A 17,860-nucleotide genomic window follows, 5' to 3' on the forward strand; every position below is an offset into this window, starting at 1 on the left:
CATTCCGGCGCCGGCATGCGAGCTCGACCGGGCCGCCGGACGATGCGCAGCGCGGGTGGATGTCGGCGGCGCCCGCTAGCCTCGCGACATGGTCGACACCGTCAGCCCCGCGCTCGCCCGACGCATCGCGCTCGCCGCGCAGGGCATCGGCAAGCCCGCGTTCGAACCAGGCGAGGCCGCCGGCACCCGGGCGGTCGGCGGCGTGCTCGAGCGGCTCGGCCTGCTGCAGATCGACTCGGTCAACGTGTTCGAGCGCAGTCACTACCTCCCCGCCTTCAGCCGCCTCGGCCACTACGATCGCGGGGCGCTCGACCGGCTCACCTACGGCCGGCGCGGGCGCACCGTCGAGTACTGGGCGCACCAGGCGGCGTTCATCCCGCGGCGGCTCTGGCCGCTCTTCGAGTTCCGCCGGGCGGAGTACCGCGACCGCGGCGAGGACTGGGGCGGTTGGGTCGCCGACGACCGGGGCCTCGCCGGCTGGCTGCGCTCCGAACTCGCGGCGAAGGGCCCGCTGCGGGCGAGCGAGATCGAGCACGACGCGAACGAGCGGCGCGGCCCGTGGTGGGGCTGGTCCGACGTCAAGCGCACGCTCGAGATGATGTTCCGCACCGGTGACGTCGTCTGCATCGAACGGCGCCGCTTCGAGCGGGTCTACGCGCTGCCCGAGCAGGCGCTGCCCGCCGAGCTGATCGACTCGGCGCCGCCCGAGCCTGAATCCGTCCGCGAGCTGGTTGAGCTGGCGGCATCCGCCCTCGGCATCGGCACCGAGGCCGATCTCGCCGACTACTGGCGCATGAAGCGTGCGCCGGTCCGGCGCGCGATCGGCGAGCTCGAAGCGGCTGGGGTGCTCCTGCCCGTCGAGGTGCCCGGTTGGCGCACCGGTTCGAAGCCGACGCCGAGCTGGCTGCACCGCGACGCCCGCCGCCCGCGGCGGGTCGAGGCGACCGCGCTGCTCTCGCCCTTCGATCCGGTGGTGTGGTTCCGGCCGCGCACCGAGCGCATGTTCGACTTCCACTACCGCATCGAGATCTACACTCCCGAGCCGCAGCGCGTGTTCGGGTACTACAGTCTGCCGCTGCTCGTCGACGATCGCATCGTCGGCCGGGTCGACTTGAAGAGCGACCGGCAAGCCGCCGTGCTGCGCGTGCAGTCCGCGTGGGCCGAGCCCGGCGCGCCCGCGGACACGGCGGCGAGGCTCGTGCCGGTGCTGCGCCGCGCCGCGGCCTGGCAGGGGCTCGACGACGTCGAGGTCACGGGCCGCGGCGACCTCTCCCCCGCGATCGAGGCGGAGCTGCGCCTGGCCTGAGCCGGTCCGTCGTGGGAGCGGGCATCCTGCCGCGCTCACGCACGCCATCGTGCGTCTTGCAATAGTGTGCGCCACACAGTATCGTGTGAGCCATGAGCACAGACGATCTCACCGCCGGCCATCTCCAGGAGCTGCGCCGCGGCACCGTCGTGCTCGCCTGCCTGATCCGTCTGCGCACGGCCGACTACGGCTACGCGCTGCTCGAGTCGCTGAACGCGCTCGGCATCACGGTCGACGCGAACACCCTCTATCCCCTGTTGCGCCGGCTCGAGAAGCAGGGACTGCTCACGAGCGAGTGGAACACCGACGAGGCGCGGCCCCGCAAGTTCTACCGCACGAGCCCCGCGGGTGAGCGTCTCGCCGAGACGCTCACCGGCGACTGGAAACTCATCGACGCGGCGCTCTCGCGCCTGACGGGAGACGACTCATGACCGCCACGCTGACCGACCGCTACGTCTGGGCGGCCGCCCGCAGTGTGCCCGAGGCCCAGCGCCGCGAGCTCGAGCGGGAGCTGCGCGAGCGCATCGGCGACGAGACCGACGCCCTGCTCGAGCAGGGCTCCTCGCCCGAAGAGGCCGAGCGCATCGTGCTCACCGAGCTCGGCGATCCGGTCGCCCTGGCCGCCGGCTACGTCGACCGGCCGCTGCAGCTCATCGGGCCGCGCTACTACCTCGTCTGGTGGCGGCTGCTGAAGCTGCTCCTCGCCATCGTCGTGCCGATCTCCGCCCTCGGGGTCGCGCTCGGCAAGGCGATCTCCGGCGCGCCGATCGGCGACGTCATCGGCTCGGCGGTCGTCGTCTCGCTCTCGGTCGTCGTGCACCTCGGGTTCTGGACGACCCTCGTCTTCGCCCTGCTGGAACGCTCACCCGCCCCCGAGGGAAAGCGCGGCATCGACGCACGGTGGACGCTCGACCAGCTGCCCGCGAGCGTCGAGCCCGCACGCACCTCGCGGCTCGCCGACCTGATCGCCTCCGTGTTCTTCCTGCTCGTGTTCGCAGGATTCCTCGTCTGGCAGCAGTTCGGTCTGCCCTGGGTGCCCCAGCTCGAGTCGGTGCCGCTGCTCGACCCCGCCCTCTGGAGCTTCTGGCTGCCCTACTTCATCGGCCTCATCGGGCTCGAGGTCCTCTTCGCCGTCGCTGTCTACGCGATCGGCTGGACCTGGTGGCTCGCCGGCGTCAACGCGCTGCTGAACATCGCGTTCACGGTGCCCGCAGTGTGGCTCCTCCTCGAGGGGCGGCTGTTCAACCCGGCCGCGCTCGCGGCGATGAGCTGGCCCTGGGGCGACACGGGGCCGATCGTCCTCGCCGTCGCGGTCGTGACCGTCGTCGGCGTGGCGATCGCCGACGTCGTCGACGGCGTCGTCAAAGCCTGGCGGGCGAGCCGGGCGCGCCGCACCGCCGCCTGAGCGGCCCCGCCCACCCACACCGACTTGCCCGACTTTCATGAAAGTCGGGCAAGTCGGTGAGGGTCGGTGGGTGCCTACTTGGGCTGCATGCGGATGGCGCCGTCGAGGCGGATCGTCTCGCCGTTCAGCATCGGGTTGCGCACGATCGTGCGCACGAGGTCGGCGTACTCGGCGGGCGAGCCGAGCCGCGAGGGGTGCGGCACCTGCGCGGCGAGCGAGTCCTGCACCTCCTGCGACATCCCCGCCATCATCGGCGTCTCGAAGATGCCCGGCGCGATCGTGACGACGCGGATGAGCAGCTTCGAGAGGTCACGGGCGAGCGGCAGCGTCATCGCCGCGACCCCGCCCTTCGAGGCCGAGTAGGCGGCTTGCCCGATCTGCCCGTCGAAGGCCGCGACGGACGCCGTGTTCACGATGACGCCGCGTTCGGCGGTGGCCGGCCCGCCCACGACGCCGGCGGAGACCGGCTCGGTCTCCGCCATCGCTGCGGCGGCGAGCCGGGTCACGTTGAAGGTGCCCACGAGATTCACGCGGATGGTGCGCTCGAACACGTCGAGCGGGGCGGGCCCCTCCCGGCCGACCGTGCGGTTGCCGGTGGCGATGCCCGCGCAGTTCACGGCCACGCGCAGCGGGGCGAGCGCGCTCGCGGCCTCGACCGCGGCCCGCACCTGCGCCTCGTCGGCGACGTCGGCGGCCACGAAGCGGGCGGCGGCGCCGAGCTCGGCCGCCGCCTCCTCGCCGCGAGGCCCGGGCAGGTCGACGAGCACGACGGACGCCCCGCCGTCGACGAGGGCCCGCGCGGTGGCCCGGCCGAGGCCGGAGGCCCCGCCGGTGACGATCGCCGAGGTGCCGGTCAGTTCCATTCCTGGGTGTTCCCTTCGTCATATGCCGATCGGGCGGCGAAGGCCCGCCGCCCGGAGGGTGCGCCGCTCAGGACGCCGTCCGTTCGATGATCATGGCGTTCGCCATCCCGCCGCCCTCGCACATCGTCTGCAGCCCGTAACGGCCGCCGCTCGCCTCGAGCTGGTTCACGAGCGTCGTGAGCAGGCGCGTGCCCGAGGAGCCGAGCGCGTGCCCGAGGGCGATCGCTCCCCCGCGCGGATTGAGCTTCGCCGGGTCGGCGCCGGTGTCGGCGAGCCAGGCGAGCGGGACCGAGGCGAAGGCCTCGTTGACCTCGTAGGCGTCGATGTCGTCGTGACCGAGCCCCGCTCGCTCGAGCACGCGGGCCGTCGCCGGGATGACCCCGGTGAGCATGGTCATCGGGTCGCTGCCGACGACGACCGAGGCGTGGAAGCGGGCGCGCGGAGGCAGCCCCAGGCGTTCGGCGGCGGCCCTGCTCATGATGAGCGCGGCCGAGGCGCCGTCGCTGAGCGGCGAGGAGCTGCCCGCGGTGATGCGCCAGTCGAGCTCGGGGAAGCGGGCGGCGAGCTCCTCGGTGCGGAACGCCGCCGGCAGCCCGGCGAGCCCCTCGACGGTGGTGCCCGGGCGGACGGTCTCGTCGCTCAGGCCGTCGACGCCCGGCACCGGCACGAGCTCCGTGGCGAAGGCGCCGGACTCGGCCGCTGCGTCCGCGAGCTCGTGGGAGCGCGCGGCATAGGCGTCCAGGCGCTCCCGGTCGAGGTCCCAGCGCGCCGCGATGAGCTCGGCGGCCACGCCCTGGTTCACCAGGCCGTCCGGGTAGCGGGCGCGCAGCCGCTCGCCGTGCGGGTCGGCCCCCTGCAGGGAGGAGCCGAGCGGCACCCGGCTCATCGACTCCACGCCGCACGCGATCACGATCTCGGCCTGCCCGGCGAGCACCGCCTGCGCCGCGAAGGCGACCGCCTGCTGGCTCGAACCGCACTGCCGGTCGATCGTCGTCGCCGGCACCGTCTCGGGGAACCCCGCCGCCAGCACCGCGCTGCGCGCGAGGTTCATCGATTGCTCGCCGAGCTGGCTGACGCAGCCGGCGATGACGTCGTCGACGAGCGCGGGATCGAGGTCGTTGCGCCCGACGATCGCATCGAGGACGCCCGCGAGGAGGTCCACGGGATGCACGGCCGAGAGCATCCCGCCGGGCTTGCCCCGCCCGACGGGAGTGCGCACGACGTCGACGATGACGGCTTCGGTGCTCATTCCCTCAGCCTACGTCGCGAGCCCGCTCAGGAGACCGGCGCGATCTCGCGCTCGACGACCACCGGCACGCGCTCGGGGAGCACGATCGGGTGGCTGCCGGCCATCGCCTCGATGACGCGGACGACCTGGCAGGAGTAGCCGTACTCGTTGTCGTACCAGACGTAGAGCACGACGTCGGTGCCGTCGGCGATCGTCGCGAGCCCGTCGACGATGCCGGCGCGGTTCGAGCCGACGAAGTCGGTCGACACGACCTCGGGCGACTCGATGTAGTCGATCTGCTGGCGCAGCGGCGAGGTCAGCGAGGTCTGCCGCAGGAAGCCGTTCAGCGTCGCCTTGTCGGTCGGCCGCTCGAGCTGCAGGTTCAGGATGGCGAGCGAGACGTCGGGCGTCGGCACCCGGATGGCGGACCCGGTGAGCTTGCCCTCGAGCTGCGGGAGGGCCTTCGACACGGCCTTCGCGGCGCCCGTCTCGGCGATGACCATGTTCAGCACGGCCGAGCGCCCGCGGCGGTCGCCCTTGTGGAAGTTGTCGATGAGGTTCTGGTCGTTCGTGAAGGAGTGCACCGTCTCGACGTGACCGCGGACGACGCCGTACGCCTCGTCGATGGCCGCGAGCACCGGGGTGATCGCGTTCGTCGTGCAGGAGGCGGCGGAGAGGATGCGGTCGCCGGGCTCGATGACGTCGTGGTTGATACCGTGCACGATGTTCTTGATGGCCCCCTTGCCGGGCGCGGTGAGGAGCACGCGGGAGACCCCGGTGGAGCGCAGGTGCTGCTCGAGGCCGGCCTCGTCGCGCCAGCGGCCGGTGTTGTCGACGACGATCGCGTCGCGGATGCCGTAGGCGGTGTAGTCGATCGACGCGGGGTCGTCGGAGTAGATGACCTGGATGAGCGTGCCGTTCGCGAGGATCGTGTTCGCCTCCTCGTCGACCTCGATGGTGCCCTGGAAGGGGCCGTGCACCGAGTCGCGACGCAGCAGGCTGGCGCGCTTCTGCAGGTCGTTGTCGCTGCCGCGGCGGACGACGATGGCGCGCAGGCGCAGCCCCTGGCCGCCGCCCGTGTGGGCGATGAGGATGCGGGCGAGCAGGCGCCCGATGCGGCCGAAGCCGTAGAGCACGACGTCGGTGCCCGAGGCCGGGGCCGCGTCGACGTCGACGAGGACGGGCGCGAGCTCGGCGCGCAGGAAGTCGGCGAGCGCGGCGGCGTCGTCGAGCTCGCCCGCGGACTCGGCGTAGCGGCTGACGAGGCGCGCGACGTCGATCGAGGCCGGGCCGGGCGCGATCTCGCGGAGCGCCTCGAGCACGCGCATGGTGTCCTCGAGGTCGAGCTCGACGTCGCCGGCCTGGCGCGCGAAGCGGTGCGCCTTCAGCAGCTCGACGGCCGAGCGGTTGATGAGCCGCCGGCCGTGGATGCTCGTGACCACGCCGTGGTCTCGGTAGAGGCCGCCGATGAGCGGGATCATCCGCTCGGCGAGCTCCTCTCGGGCGATCCAGTCCTGACGTCGGGCTTCGAACTCGTGGCTCACGTTGCGTCCTTCTCGGCCGCGCGCGCACAGGTGGGCAGCGTCGACCGCACTCGAAAACGGGGGTGTCTGGGATTGTACGGACCCGCGGAGTGGGAAGGACTGGACGCGGCGGCACCTCGGCCCGCCATCAGTGTACCGTGCGTCGAGCGTCGCTCAGTTCGCGCCGCGCGCGGGAGCCGCCCGCTCGCCGCCGGTCACCAGGCGGGCATGGCCGCGAGCATCGCGAGCATCGCGACGGCCATGAGCGGATGCCGCCACGCGGCGATGCCCGGCTCCTGGCGACGGGCCCGGGGCAGGTGCCGGAACGCCGCCACGGCGAGCGCGAGCGCCGCGAGGAGGAGGAGCACCCCGAGCACCGGGCCGCCGTGCCCGGCGTGGGCTTCGCCGCCGGGCGTGCCTGCGGACACCGCCGAGGGCACCGCCATCCCGAACCACATCGTCGCCATCACGAGGGTCGAGCCGGCGTGCCAGGCGAGCTCGGCGCGGGCGGTCGGCGCGGTGCCGCCGAGCAGCAGGCCAAGCGCGAGCAGGAGCAGGAGCGCGCCCCACCCGACGGGGGCGAGCAGGGTGCCGGGCAGCAGCATGTCCACCGCGGAGACCGCCATCACGATCGCCGCGGGCACGACCCGCTTCGGCGCGGCGCGGCGCGCGACGGCGAGGCCCGCGCAGGCGCCGGACGCCGCGGTCAGCCCGAGGGCCGCGGCGGTGAGGACGGGGGCGAGCACGTTCCGACGCTACGCGGCGCCGGACCGCGGGCGCAGTGACGCGGGCGCAGCGGGCTTGACCGCGAGCGCACCGACGCCCGCCGTGCCCCGTTCCGGGGCGGGTGCCGCGCCCGCGGGAGCCTGCTAAGCTCGCCGCTACGGATCGTATACAACGCAGTCGCGTTCCGAGCACATCGAGGTGAACCCGTGCACAGCTCCCCCGCCGCTCGTCCCGAGCAAGGCCCCGTCTCGACCATCCTCGCGCGTGATTTCTCCGCCTTCCGCACCGCCGTGAGCGACGCCTTCGTGCCGCTGCAGGTGACGAGCGAGCACCCCGACCCGTTCCGCGGCCTCATCCGCGCGGCCAACGTCGACGAGGTGCACGTGAGCGAGGTCCGGGCGACCGACCACGTCGTCGAGCGCACCCCCGAGCTCATCGCCCGCGGCGACCGCGGCTCGTTCAAGCTCAGCCTCATGCTCGCCGGCTCCGGCATCCTCATCCAGGACAACCGCGAGGCGGTGCTTCGCCCGGGTGACCTCGCCGTCTACGACACCAACCGTCCCTACTCGCTCGTGTTCGACGCCGAGTTCCGCACCATGGTCGTGATGTTCCCGAAGCACCTGATCGACCTCCCCTCGGAGGTCGTCGGGCAGCTGACCGCCGTGCGCATGGCGGGCGACGAGGGGCTCGGCGCGCTCGTCGTGCCGTACCTCACCCAGCTCGCCGGCAACCTCGAGCAGCTGCACGGCTCCGCCGGCGTCCGGCTCACGCACAGCGCCCTCGACCTCGTGACGACCGTCTTCGCCCGCGAGCTCGACCTCGACCGCGAGGGCGGCGACCCGCACCAGGCGCTCATGCAGCGCATCCGCGCGTACATCGACGAGAACCTCGCCTCGACCGAGCTCGGGCCCGCCTCGATCGCGGCCGCGCACTACATCTCCACCCGGCACCTGCACGGGCTCTTCCAGTCGCAGGGCACCACCGTGTCGACCTGGATCCGCACCCGGCGGCTCGAGCGCTGCCGCCGCGACCTGATGAACCCGCTCTATGCCGACCGCCCCGTCGCGGCCATCGCGGCGCGCTGGGGCTTCGTCGACGCCGCGCATTTCAGCCGCGCGTTCAAGGCCGCCTACGGGCACGCGCCGAGCGAGCTCCGCACCCGCTGAGCCGTCGCCCCGAACCAGGGTTGCCCAACTTTCATGAAAGTTGGGCAACCCTGGTTCGGGGCGAGCGCGCGGGGCCGCGGAGTAGGACGTGGCGCCCGCTTGCCGCGCGCGGCACGCGGATTGACCAGCCCCGCACGATCATCCCGCCGCCCTTGAGGCGGACTCCGGCCCGGGCCGAGCATGGCTCGAACACCGACCGGAAGGACGCAGCATGACCGACACCACCGCCCCGGTGAAGGGCGAAGAGGACTGGCACACCTACGACGAGTTCGCGGCGGGGATCGACACGTACCGTCTGCCGAGCGGCTCGCTCGCCGGCCGCCGGGTCGGGCTCTCGCTCGACGACGGCGAACGGCTCGAACTCGACTTCGACGAGGGCACCGTGCGCTGGACGGGCGGCGGGGCCCTCGGCCAGGCGTCGCCCGCGGTCGACCCGTACGACGCGGTCGAGGTGCGCGAGGGCGTGCACTTCGTGACCCTCCCTCTCGAGAGTCGCGAGCGCGAGTCGATCACGGTCGTGCTCTCCGCACCGACGGGCCGCGCCATCGTGGTGCGCAGCCGCATCGCCGACGACGAGACGCCGGACGACGTGCCCCGGGTGGGCCAGACCTTCTGGGCCGCGACGATCGACGGGGTCGAGCCGAGCGGCGAGGCCCCCGGCCCGAGCCGCGACCTCATCGGCAAGCGGAACGTCTACCGCTACAGCCCCGAGCACCTCTACGAGCACGTCTACGTCTCGAGCCTGCGCTACGCGTGGCAGTGCCTCGAGGGCGTGCAGCGCGGCCACGGCGACATGGACCTCTCGACCGTCTGGAAGCTCGACGACGGGCTGTACCTGTTCTGCTTCCGCGAGTTCCGCATCGCGGTGGCGAGCGTGTGGCTGCACGACCTCGGCTACCAGCTCATGACGACGGGGAACTTCCTCGGCCTCACCGGCGACGGCCGCAGCGAGCACTCCAAGGCCGGCGGGCACATCTACCCGCTCGGCTCGGTCGCCTACCCCGACGCGCAGCCGGTGTGACCGGGATGGGCAACGCGGAGATCATCCGGGCGCACTACGCGGCCTCCGACGCCGGGGACCTCGCGGGCATGCTCGCGCCCCTCGCGGAGTCGGTGCGGTGGACGGAGGCGGCGGGCTTCCCCTATGCCGGCACCTACGTCGGCCCGCAGGCGGTCGCCGAGCACGTGTTCGAGCGCATCCAGGCCGAGTGGGACGACTACACGCTCACGATCGACGAGGTCGTCGACGGCGGGGACACGGTCATCGGCATCGGCACCTACTCGGGCAGCTACCGCGAGACGGGCCGCTTCTTCGCCGCCCGCGTCGCACACGTCTGGCGTCTCGCGGATGGCCGCGTCACCGCCTTCGAGCAGTTCACCGATACGGAGCTGGTGAACCGGGCCATCCGCCCCGCCTGACCCGGCGAGCCCCCGTCGCCGGGTCGTCCGCTCCGCGCCGGGCGGGCGACCCGGGAGACGGCGCACGCGTCTTCCCGCTCAGGCAAGCGTCGTGCGCTGCACGGCATTCCAGGGCGCGCGACGCCGCTGGAGACTGCATGCCACGCACCAACGTCGTTCCGTGCCCGGATCGACGACGGATGCCGCGGTCGACCCCGCGGCCATCGAGAGGCAGGATCCAATGAAGCATCACCTTCTCGGCGCGACGGCCCTGGCCGCCGCGACAGCGCTCGTGCTCGCCGGTTGCGCGGGCGGCGACGGCGGCGGCGACAGCGGCTCGCCCATCGTCGTCGGTTCCGTGAACACCAAGAGCGGCCCCGCGACCTTCCCCGAGGCGAGCCTCGCCGCGGCCGCCGTCTTCGACGCCTTCAACGAGGCGGGCGGCCTCGACGGCCGGAAGATCGAGTACAAGTCCCTCGACGACAAGGGCGACCCGGCGAGCGCGTCGGCGGCCGCCCGCGAGATCGTCGGCAGCGACGAGGCCGTCGCGATGGTCGGCTCCGCGAGCCTCATCGAGTGCGAGATCAACGCGCAGTACTACGAGCAGGAGCAGATCCTCTCGATCCCGGGCATCGGCGTCGACACCGGCTGCTTCTCGACCCCGAACATCGCCCCCGCGAACGTCGGCCCCTTCAACGACATGACGCTGACGCTGTACTACGGCTCCGAGGTGCTCGGCCTCGACGACATCTGCGTGCTGCTCGAGATCGCCGGCTCCACCCGGCCGACCTACCAGGCCGCGATCGACCGCTGGACCGAGGTCACCGGCAAGGAGCCGATCTACGTCGACGACACCGTGCCCTACGGCGCCTCGGACTACACGCCGTACATCGTGAAGGCGAAGGACGCCGGCTGCAAGGCGGTCGCCGTGAACCCCGTCGAGCCCGACGCGATCGGGCAGGTGAAGGCCGCCGCCGCCCAGGGCTGGGACGACGTGACCTGGCTCTACCTCACGAGCGTCTACAGCGAGAACTTCGCCAAGGCCGTCTCCGACGTGGGCGCCGGCGTCTACGTGCCCGCCGAGTTCTACCCCTTCACCGACGCCGAGAGCGACGTCAACAAGGAGTGGCGCGAGCTCATGGAGGCGAACGACATCCCGCTCACCTCCTTCAGCCAGGGCGGCTTCCTCGCCGCGAAGTACTTCATCGAGGTGCTCGAGGGCATGGACGGCGACATCACCCGCGAGACGGTGACGAAGGCGCTGCACGACATGAAGCCGATCGAGAACCCCATGGTCGGCACGCCCTGGGTCTTCGGCACCGCCGACGCGCACCACGACAACACCGCCGGCTGGCCGATCAAGCTGCTGAGCGGCACCAACGCGTGGGAGTCCAACGGGGACGACTGGATCGTGATCCCGGAGTGAGCCGGACGGCGGGACCGGCCATCCCCCCCGCCGGTCCCGCCGTTCGCTCCCCGACCCTCCCCGAACCCCGCAAGGAAGGAGCACGCCATGCTGCAGGGCGCGCTCGCCGGACTCGCCGCCGGCGGACTGTACGCGGTGCTCGCCGTGTGCCTCACCCTCATGTCGCGCCTCGTGCGCGTCGTCAACTTCTCGCAGGCCGCGACCGGCATGTTCGGCGGCTTCGTCGCCGTGTGGCTCGTCACCGAGATCGGCCTGCCGATCTGGCTCGGCTCGGTGCTCGGGGTGCTGCTGGCCGGGGTCCTGTCCGGCGTCATCGGCTGGATCGCGGCGACCTGGCTGTCCGAGGCTGACACGACCACCCGCTCGGCGATGACGGTCGGCCCGCTGCTGCTGCTCATCTCGCTCTCGTTCATCCTCTTCGGCAACAAGCCGCAGCCCTTCGCCTCGATCATCTCGGGCCCCGCGTTCACCGTCGGCGGGGTCGTGATCAGCCAGGTCACGCTCGTCACCGTGTCGCTCGCGATCGTCGTCGCCGTGGCGGTGCGCATCCTGCTCACCCGGACGGCGATCGGCACCCGGCTCCGCGCGCTCTCGGAGCGGCCGACGACGGCGGAGCTGCTCGGCATCCCCTCGAAGCCTCTCTCGATCGCGGTCTGGGTCGTGACCGGCGTGATCAGCGCCATCGCGATCGTCGTCGTCGCCCCGACCCAGTCGAACGACGCGATCAGCCTCGCGATGCTGATCGTGCCCGCCGCGGCGGCGGCCCTGCTCGGCGGCTTCAAGCGGCTCGACCTCGCCGTCGTCGGCGGGCTCGTGCTCGGGGTGCTCTCGGGGCTCGTCGCGCAGATCGACGAGGTCTCGCTCATCCGCAACTTCCTGCCGTTCCTGTTCATCGTCGTGCTGCTGCTCTGGACGCAGCGGAAGGAGGTGTGGGATGCCGCACGCTGACTCCGGCCTCGCCCGCTCGCGCACCCTGCGCCTCGTCTGGCCGCTCGGCGTCGCCGTGGTGGGCGTCGTCGCCGGGTACCTGCTGAGCGTCGGGCTCTCGGGCTACTTCGTCTTCCTCGCGGTCTCGGCCGTGACCGCGGCCATCGCGATCCTCGGCCTCGGCATCGTGACCGGCTCGGCCGGCATGATCGCGCTCTGCCAGCTCACCTTCGCCGCGGTGGGCGCCTGGGTGGTCTCGCTGTTCAACGTGCTCGAGGTGCCCGGCGGCTTCGTCGTCTGGCTGATCGCCGGCGGACTCGCCGCGGGCGTCGTGGGCATCCTCGTCGGCCTTCCCGCCCTGCGACTGCGCGGCGTCAACCTCGCCGTCGTGACGCTCGGCTTCGCGGCGGCGTTCGACGTGACACTGCTGCAGATCCAGTTCCCCGGCTCGAAGGACGGCATCCCCGTGCTGCGGCCGGAGGGCTTCTCGACCGACCGCGGCTACTTCTTCTTCAGCATCATCGTGCTCGCGGTCTGCGGGCTCGTGGTCTTCTGGCTGCAGCGCGGCCGCTGGGGCTCGAGCTGGAAGGCCGTCGCGTTCAGCGAGCGCGGCACCGCCTCGGTCGGCCAGAGCGTGCAGCAGGCGAAGCTCACCGCCTTCGCGGTCTCCGCGGCACTCGGCGGCATCTCGGGCGGCCTCCTCGCCGGCCAGGTGCAACTGCCCTTCGCATCGAGCTTCACCCCGTTGCAATCGCTCGCGCTCTACGTGCTCGCGGTGATGAGCGGGGCGTACCTCATCGACATGGCGATCTTCGGCGGCATCCTGTGGGTGCTCGTGCCCGAGCTGCTCAAGCGCTGGGGCGTGCCGCAGGACTGGGGGTTCGTGATCTTCGGCGCCCTCGGCGTGCAGGCGCTGACGAGCGGAACGAACCTCGGCCAGGGCATCCGCAACCTCTGGTGGAAACGCGCGGACCGCCGAGCCGCGGCGGCGCGCGAGACGGCGAAGGCGGATGCCGCGGCGCACTCGGCCGCGGTCGAGTCGCCGGCCGAGGCATCCGTGCCGCCCGCTCCCGCCTCGCCTGCCGCGCCCGCGGGCGGCGAGCCCGCGCTCTCGGTGACGGGCCTCACCGTGCAGTTCGGCGCCCTGAAGGCGCTCGACGAGGTGAGCCTCGAGGTGCCGGCCGGCGGCGTGATGGGGCTCATCGGCCCGAACGGCGCGGGCAAGTCGACGTTCGTCGACGCGATCTCGGGCTTCCTGCCGCACGCGAGCGGCACCGTGCGGCTCGGCGGCACGACGCTCGGCCGGATGTCGCCGACGAAGCGGGCCCGGCTCGGGCTCCGCCGAACGTTCCAGCAGGACCGCGTGCCGCCCGCCCTCACCGTCGACGCGTACGTGCGCTTCGTCGCCCGCCGCCGGGTCAGCGCGGAGGAGGTGGCCGAGGTGCTCGACTTCTTCGGCTGCCCGCCCAGCCGCACCCGGCTCGCCGGCGTCGACGTCGGCACGCGCCGCCTCGTCGAGGTCGCCGCGAACGTGCTCGCGAAGCCGCGCGTGCTGCTGCTCGACGAGCCCGCCGCGGGCCTCTCTCACGAGGAGCACCTCGAGCTCGGCGCGCGCCTGCGCGAGGTGCCCGGCCGCTACGGCATGGCGATCGTGCTCATCGAGCACGACCTCGACCTCGTGCGCACGGTGTGCTCGACCCTCACCGTGCTCGACTTCGGCCGGGTGCTCGCGAGCGGCCCGCAGGACGAGGTGCTCGCGGACCCCGCGGTCATCAAGGCGTACATGGGTGAGACGGAGATGCTGTGAGTGCGTTGATCATCGACGACGTCGCGGTGAGCCGCGGCGCGGGTCCCGTCATCCAGGGCGTGTCGTTCACGCTCGAACAGGGGCGGGTGACCGCCCTCGTCGGCCCCAACGGGGCCGGCAAGACGAGCCTGCTCGACGGCATCTCGGGGGTGGCGCCGCTCTCGGCCGGCACGATCCGCATCGACGGGACGCCGATCGAGAAGCTCTCCCGGGTCGCCAGGGCGAAGCAGGGCATCGTGCACATCGAGCAGGGGCGGGCGGTGTTCCCCTCGCTGACGGTGCGGGAGAACCTCTCGCTCACCGCCCGCACCCCGGCGGAGATCGATGCCGCGCTCGCCCGCTTCCCTGAGCTCGAGAAGCGCATCGACGCGCCGACCGCGCTGCTCTCCGGCGGCGAGCAGCAGATGGTGGTGCTCGCCCGCGCGTTCGCCGCGCGGCCCCGGTTCCTGCTCATCGACGAGATGTCGCTCGGGCTCGCGCCCGTCGTGTTCATGCGGCTGCTGCCGATCGTCTCGGAGATCGCCGAGCACGGGGTGGGGGTGCTCCTCGTCGAGCAGTTCACGCATCTCGCGCTCGGCCTCGCCGAGGAGGCGCTCGTCGTCGCGAGCGGCCAGGTGAGCTTCCAGGGCCCGGCGGCGACGCTCCGTGAGGACGCGAGCCTGTTGCACCGCGCCTACCTCGGCGGCGCCGCCGCCTGAGCGAACACCCGAGTTGCCCGACTTCCATGAACGTCGGGCAACTCGGGTTCGTCACATGCCGGCGTGCTCGAAGGCGATCGTCGGCAGGTCGACCACGTGCGCGCCGCCATCGGCGACGATCACGGAGCCGGTCATGTAGGAGGACTCCCCCGAGCCGAGGAAGCGCACGATCGAGGCGATCTCCGCGGGAGCGGCGGCCCGGCGCAGCGGCACGTCGGCCGTGACCGCCGCGTAGCCGGCCTCGCGCCCGCCGTCGAAGCCGGCGTGCTTGGCGAACTCGTCCATCTCCTCGTCGGCCATTGGCGTCTGCACCCAGCCGGGGCAGACCGCGTTCACCCGCACGCCGTGGCGGCCGTAGTCGCGCGCGAGCGTGCGGGTGAGGCCGATGAGGGCGTGCTTCCCGACGGTGTAGCCGGCGACGGAGGGGCCGGCGAAGAGCCCGGCGAGGGAGGAGATCACGACGATCTGCCCCTTCGACTCGATGAGGGCGGGCAGGCTCTCCCTGGCCATCACGAACGCCGTCGTGAGGTTCGCGCGCATGGCGGCCTCCCAGGCGGCGTCGTCGGTGTCGCCGACGGCGGCGAAGCCGTGGCCGCCCGCGTTCGCGACGAGCACGTCGAGGCGGCCGTGCCGGGCGAGCACCTCGGCGACCGCGCGCTTCGCCGACTCGGCGTCGGCGGCGTCGGCCTCCACGGCGAGCGCGCCGATCGCATTCGCGACCCGCTCGAGGGGTTCGCGGCGGCGGCCGACGACGACGACGTGCGCGCCCTCCGCCGCGTAGCGCTCCGCGATGGCGGCGCCGATGCCGGTGCCGCCGCCCGTGATGACGACGACCTTGCCCGCCGTCGATGATCCCGCGTAGCCCATGGCGGGCTCCTTCCTGTCGTTGCGGTCGAGTCGTATGCCCGGGTCCGGCTCAGGCCGGGAACCCCGAGCGGGCCGTGTAGCCGAAGTCGCTCACGAGCGAGGTGCCCGTGATCGCCCGCGCCCGCGGCGACGCGAGGAAGAGCACCTCGTCGGCGACCTCCTCCGGCCGCTGCACGGGGTAGTCGAGTCCGTCGAAGCCGGCCTCCTCGAGGCCGAGGTCGCCCCGGCTCATCGGCGTGTCGACGACGGAGGGGCAGACGGTGTTCACCCGGACGCCGGTGCCGGCCGCCTCCACCGAGGCGGCGCGGGCGAGTTGCACGACCGCGGCCTTCGAGGCGCAGTAGGCCGCCATGCCCGGCGCGGCGACGAGGGCGGAGTCGCTCGCGAGCAGCACGACGGCGGCGTCGCCCGAGCGGGCGGCCTCGGCGCGCAGGGCGGCGGCGGTGTGCTTCAGCAGCAGGAACGAGCCGGTGACGTTCACGGCGAAGACGGCCTGCCAGTCGGCGAGCGCGGTCTCGTCGAGGCTCGTGCCGACTGGGCCCGAGATCCCGGCGCAGCCGACGACGACGGCGAGGCCGCCGAGCTCGGCGACGGCGCCGTCGACGGCGCGGGAGAGGGATGCCTCGTCGGCGACGTCGGCCGGAAGCGTCAGCACGCCATCCACGCCGTCCCACGCAGCTCGCAGGCGGTCCGCGTCCCGGTCGACGGCCGCGACCCGCGCGCCCTCGTCGAGCAGGCGCTGCACGACCGCGCGGCCGATGCCGCTCGCCGCGCCCGTGACGAGCGCCGGGCGCCCCTCGAGTCCGAGTCTCATCCGGCTGGCCTCTCTGCCGTCGTGCGATGGTGCGCCGGCGGGCGCCCCCTGATCGGCACCCGCCGGCATCCGCCATCCTGCACCGGCCGACCCGCCGCCCGGCAGACGCACCGCGCGACCGTGCGCTGGAACACCACTGCCGTTCGCTCGGCGTCAAGCCGAGGCATCCGCCTCAGCGCCAGAATCCTTGCTACCCCCAGAGCTGCACCCCCAGTTCCCGAGATCGAAGGATCCAGCAGTGAGCGAACACTCCGCCCCCAATGAACTCCGGCGCAACGCCCTCGGCGTGGCCGGCATCGTCTTCCTCGTGCTCGCGGCGGTGGCGCCGCTCACGGGCATCATCGTGGTCGCCTCGCTCGCGATCGCGCTCGGCAACGGCGGCGGCACGCCCGCCTCGTTCTTCATCGTCGCGATCGTCCTGCTGCTCTTCGCGATCGGCTACGGCCAGATGTCGAAGCAGCTCGTGAACGCCGGCGGCTTCTACGCCTTCGTCGTGAAGGGACTCGGCCGCACCGGCGGGCTCGTCGCCGGCCTCATCGCGACCCTCGGCTACAACTTCTTCGTCGTCGGCACGATCGGCACGAGCGGCTTCTTCATGCAGACGATCATCGCCGACCTCACCGGGGTGAACATCCACTGGCTGGTCTGGGGCCTCGCCTCGATCGTGGTGTGCTTCGTGCTCGCCCGGATCGGCGTGGACTTCTCCTCCAAGATCCTCGGCGTCTGCCTCGTGCTCGAGGTGCTCATGCTCGTCGTGTTCGACATCTCGGTGCTCGTGCAGACCGGCTACGACGTCGCCGCGTTCAGCCCCGAGTGGGTGTTCTCCGGCTCACTGCCGATCGGCCTGCTGCTCGCCGCGACCGGCTTCCTCGGCTTCGAGGCGACGGCGCTGTTCAGCGAGGAGGCGAAGACCCCGCTGCGCACCATCCCGCGCGCCACGTACATCGCGATCACCGCGATCGGCCTCATCCTCGGCGTCACCACCTGGGCCGTCGTGAGCGCGACGGGTGTCGCCCAGGCGCAGCAGACCGCGCTCGACCACCTCCCGACCGGCGACCTCATCTTCTCGCTCTCGCAGCAGTACCTCGGCGGGCCGCTCACGACCGTGATGATGATCCTGCTGCTCGTGAGCCTCTTCGCCGCGATGCTCGCCTTCCACAACTCGGCGACCCGCTACCTCTTCGCCCTCGGTCGGGCCCGGGTGCTGCCGCGGGCGCTCGCCCGCACCGGCGCGAACGGCACGCCGAAGGTGGCGGGCGCCGTGCAGGCCGGGTTCGCGGCGATCATGGCGATCGTGTTCTTCCTCGCCGGGGCCGACCCGATCGTGACGCTCGTGCCGGCGATGCTCGGCTTCGGCACGCTCAGCGTGCTCATCCTGCAGGGGCTCGCGGCGCTCTCGATCGTGGTGGCGTTCCGCAGGCAGCGCGACAGCCGGCTCTGGTCGACGCTCATCGCGCCGGGCATCGGCTTCCTCGGCATCGCCGCGATCTCGCTGCTGGCGATCTGGAACTTCGACGTCGTCGCGGGCTCCCAGGAGCTGTGGATCCGGCTGTTGCCGCTGCTGCTCGCCGCGGCCGTCGTCGGCGGCATCGGCTACGGGGCGTACCTCAAGCGGCGCAAGCCCGAGGTGTACGCCGGCCTCGAGACCGACCTCGAGAAGTTCAACGTGCACACCCGCGCGACCGAGGTCGTGGAGTAGCGGGCGC

17 protein-coding genes are annotated in these 17,860 nt (G+C 72.5%); 11 read left to right on the plus strand and 6 right to left on the minus strand.

Going from position 1 to position 17,860, the window contains the following annotated elements; all coding sequences use genetic code 11:
• Positions 1-88: 88 nt before the first annotated feature.
• From ACFWE1_RS03100 to ACFWE1_RS03110, 3 genes are all read left to right on the plus strand, one after another.
• The gene (locus tag ACFWE1_RS03100; RefSeq protein ID WP_376932071.1) at positions 89-1,306 is read left to right on the plus strand and encodes a winged helix-turn-helix domain-containing protein; all 1,218 of its coding nucleotides are present in this window, start codon (positions 89-91) and stop codon (positions 1,304-1,306) included.
• A 92-nt stretch (positions 1,307-1,398) separates the two neighbouring features.
• The gene (locus tag ACFWE1_RS03105) at positions 1,399-1,737 is read left to right on the plus strand and encodes a PadR family transcriptional regulator (protein WP_189084493.1); all 339 of its coding nucleotides are present in this window, start codon (positions 1,399-1,401) and stop codon (positions 1,735-1,737) included.
• Positions 1,734-2,711, plus strand: a complete 978-nt coding sequence (locus tag ACFWE1_RS03110; protein ID WP_376932072.1) for a permease prefix domain 1-containing protein — start codon at positions 1,734-1,736, stop codon at positions 2,709-2,711. The genes ACFWE1_RS03105 and ACFWE1_RS03110 overlap by 4 nt, the downstream gene beginning before the upstream one ends.
• A 74-nt stretch (positions 2,712-2,785) precedes the next feature.
• On the opposite strand, the gene ACFWE1_RS03115 is transcribed toward ACFWE1_RS03110, so the two are convergent.
• From ACFWE1_RS03115 to ACFWE1_RS03130, 4 genes are all read right to left on the minus strand, one after another.
• Entirely contained in the window at positions 2,786-3,574 is a 789-nt protein-coding gene (locus ACFWE1_RS03115; protein WP_376932073.1) for an SDR family NAD(P)-dependent oxidoreductase, read from the minus strand.
• A 67-nt stretch (positions 3,575-3,641) separates the two neighbouring features.
• Complete coding sequence (locus ACFWE1_RS03120) at positions 3,642-4,823, minus strand: thiolase family protein (protein ID WP_376932074.1); 1,182 nt, start codon at positions 4,821-4,823, stop codon at positions 3,642-3,644.
• Positions 4,824-4,849: 26 nt separating this feature from the next.
• Positions 4,850-6,346 (minus strand): glyceraldehyde-3-phosphate dehydrogenase, encoded by a 1,497-nt coding sequence (locus tag ACFWE1_RS03125; RefSeq protein ID WP_376932075.1) that lies wholly within the window; start codon positions 6,344-6,346, stop codon positions 4,850-4,852.
• Positions 6,347-6,540: 194 nt separating this feature from the next.
• Positions 6,541-7,071 carry a hypothetical protein gene (locus tag ACFWE1_RS03130; protein ID WP_376932076.1) on the minus strand — a complete coding sequence of 177 codons (531 nt, stop codon included), beginning with the start codon at positions 7,069-7,071 and terminating at the stop codon, positions 6,541-6,543.
• A gap of 186 nt (positions 7,072-7,257) precedes the next feature.
• Here ACFWE1_RS03130 and ACFWE1_RS03135 point away from each other — a divergent pair, with 186 nt between their 5' ends.
• From ACFWE1_RS03135 to ACFWE1_RS03165, 7 genes are all read left to right on the plus strand, one after another.
• A complete protein-coding gene (locus ACFWE1_RS03135) occupies positions 7,258-8,217 on the plus strand; it encodes a helix-turn-helix domain-containing protein (RefSeq protein ID WP_376932077.1) in 960 nt (319 codons plus the stop codon).
• A gap of 211 nt (positions 8,218-8,428) precedes the next feature.
• Complete coding sequence (locus tag ACFWE1_RS03140) at positions 8,429-9,238, plus strand: MoaF C-terminal domain-containing protein (RefSeq protein ID WP_376932078.1); 810 nt, start codon at positions 8,429-8,431, stop codon at positions 9,236-9,238.
• Between the two features lie 5 nt (positions 9,239-9,243).
• Positions 9,244-9,636: a nuclear transport factor 2 family protein gene (locus tag ACFWE1_RS03145; protein ID WP_376933058.1), complete on the plus strand. Its 393-nt coding sequence runs from the start codon at positions 9,244-9,246 to the stop codon at positions 9,634-9,636.
• A 220-nt stretch (positions 9,637-9,856) separates the two neighbouring features.
• Positions 9,857-11,041, plus strand: coding sequence for an ABC transporter substrate-binding protein (locus ACFWE1_RS03150; RefSeq protein ID WP_376932079.1), 1,185 nt, complete (start codon positions 9,857-9,859; stop codon positions 11,039-11,041).
• An 87-nt stretch (positions 11,042-11,128) separates the two neighbouring features.
• Positions 11,129-11,989, plus strand: coding sequence for a branched-chain amino acid ABC transporter permease (locus tag ACFWE1_RS03155; protein ID WP_376932080.1), 861 nt, complete (start codon positions 11,129-11,131; stop codon positions 11,987-11,989).
• Positions 11,976-13,775: an ATP-binding cassette domain-containing protein gene (locus ACFWE1_RS03160; RefSeq protein WP_376932081.1), complete on the plus strand. Its 1,800-nt coding sequence runs from the start codon at positions 11,976-11,978 to the stop codon at positions 13,773-13,775. The genes ACFWE1_RS03155 and ACFWE1_RS03160 overlap by 14 nt, the downstream gene beginning before the upstream one ends.
• Positions 13,772-14,473, plus strand: a complete 702-nt coding sequence (locus ACFWE1_RS03165) for an ABC transporter ATP-binding protein (RefSeq protein WP_376932082.1) — start codon at positions 13,772-13,774, stop codon at positions 14,471-14,473. The genes ACFWE1_RS03160 and ACFWE1_RS03165 overlap by 4 nt, the downstream gene beginning before the upstream one ends.
• 51 nt (positions 14,474-14,524) lie before the next feature.
• On the opposite strand, the gene ACFWE1_RS03170 is transcribed toward ACFWE1_RS03165, so the two are convergent.
• Entirely contained in the window at positions 14,525-15,340 is an 816-nt protein-coding gene (locus tag ACFWE1_RS03170; protein ID WP_243567801.1) for an SDR family NAD(P)-dependent oxidoreductase, read from the minus strand.
• Between the two features lie 49 nt (positions 15,341-15,389).
• Positions 15,390-16,154: an SDR family NAD(P)-dependent oxidoreductase gene (locus tag ACFWE1_RS03175; RefSeq protein WP_376932083.1), complete on the minus strand. Its 765-nt coding sequence runs from the start codon at positions 16,152-16,154 to the stop codon at positions 15,390-15,392.
• 238 nt (positions 16,155-16,392) lie between these two features.
• On the opposite strand from ACFWE1_RS03175, the gene ACFWE1_RS03180 reads away from it, so the two are divergent.
• A complete protein-coding gene (locus ACFWE1_RS03180) occupies positions 16,393-17,853 on the plus strand; it encodes an APC family permease (RefSeq protein ID WP_376932084.1) in 1,461 nt (486 codons plus the stop codon).
• The last annotated feature ends 7 nt before the right edge of the window (positions 17,854-17,860 follow it).

Origin of the sequence: Agromyces sp. NPDC060279, assembly GCF_042726785.1 — a bacterium.
Lineage (GTDB): Bacteria > Actinomycetota > Actinomycetes > Actinomycetales > Microbacteriaceae > Agromyces.